This is a genomic window from Rhodoferax sp. LB1P47, from assembly GCF_056521445.1.
On record NZ_JBWMAU010000042.1, the window covers coordinates 1 to 1185 of the forward strand.

The 1185-nt window shown below is 57.9% G+C and carries 1 protein-coding gene; it reads left to right on the top strand.

Annotated features, from left to right (window positions below; genetic code table 11):
• Window positions 1-4 precede the first annotated feature (4 nt).
• A partial coding sequence (gene tuf, locus AC0969_RS19720; RefSeq protein WP_479625850.1) for an elongation factor Tu occupies window positions 5-1185 on the top strand: 1181 nt, incomplete at its 3' end.

A 1185-nucleotide genomic window follows, 5' to 3' on the forward strand; every position in this document is an offset into this window, starting at 1 on the left:
AAAAATGGGAAAAGAAAAGTTCACACGTACCAAGCCCCACGTCAATGTGGGCACCATCGGCCACGTTGACCACGGCAAAACCACCCTGACCGCCGCCATCACCACCGTGTTGGCAGCCAAGTTCGGTGGCCAGGCCAAGGCCTATGACCAAATCGACGCAGCGCCCGAAGAAAAAGCGCGCGGTATTACCATCAATACCGCCCACGTCGAATACGAAACCGCCAACCGCCATTACGCCCACGTTGATTGCCCAGGCCATGCTGACTATGTGAAGAACATGATCACGGGTGCTGCCCAGATGGACGGCGCAATTTTGGTGTGCTCGGCTGCTGACGGCCCTATGCCCCAGACCCGCGAACACATCCTGTTGGCCCGCCAGGTTGGCGTGCCTTACATCATCGTGTTCCTGAACAAGTGCGACATGGTCGATGATGCCGAGCTGCTCGAACTCGTTGAAATGGAAGTTCGCGAGCTGCTCGACAAGTACGATTTCCCTGGTGACTCCACCCCCATCATCCACGGCTCGGCTAAGCTGGCCATGGAAGGCGACAAGGGTCCCCTGGGCGAAGAAGCCATTCTCAAGCTGGCCGAAGCACTCGACACTTACATCCCCATGCCTGAGCGTGCAGTTGACGGCGCATTCCTGATGCCCGTGGAAGACGTGTTCTCGATCTCTGGCCGTGGCACTGTGGTGACCGGTCGTATCGAGCGCGGTATCGTCAAGGTCGGTGAAGAAATCGAAATCGTCGGTATCAGCGTGACCCAAAAGACCACCTGCACCGGCGTGGAAATGTTCCGCAAACTGCTGGACCAAGGCCAAGCTGGCGACAACGTCGGCATCTTGCTGCGCGGCACCAAGCGTGAAGACGTGCAGCGCGGTCAAGTGCTGTGCAAGCCCAATTCGATCAAGCCACACACGCATTTCACTTCTGAGATCTACGTGCTGAGCAAAGACGAAGGCGGCCGCCACACGCCTTTCTTCAACAACTACCGTCCCCAGTTCTACTTCCGTACCACGGACGTGACCGGTGCGATCGAGTTGCCAGAAGGCAAGGAAATGGTTATGCCGGGCGATAACGTGTCGATCACCGTCAAGCTGATCAACCCCATCGCCATGGAAGAAGGTCTGCGCTTCGCTATCCGCGAAGGCGGCAAGACCGTCGGCGCCGGTGTGGTTGCCAAGAT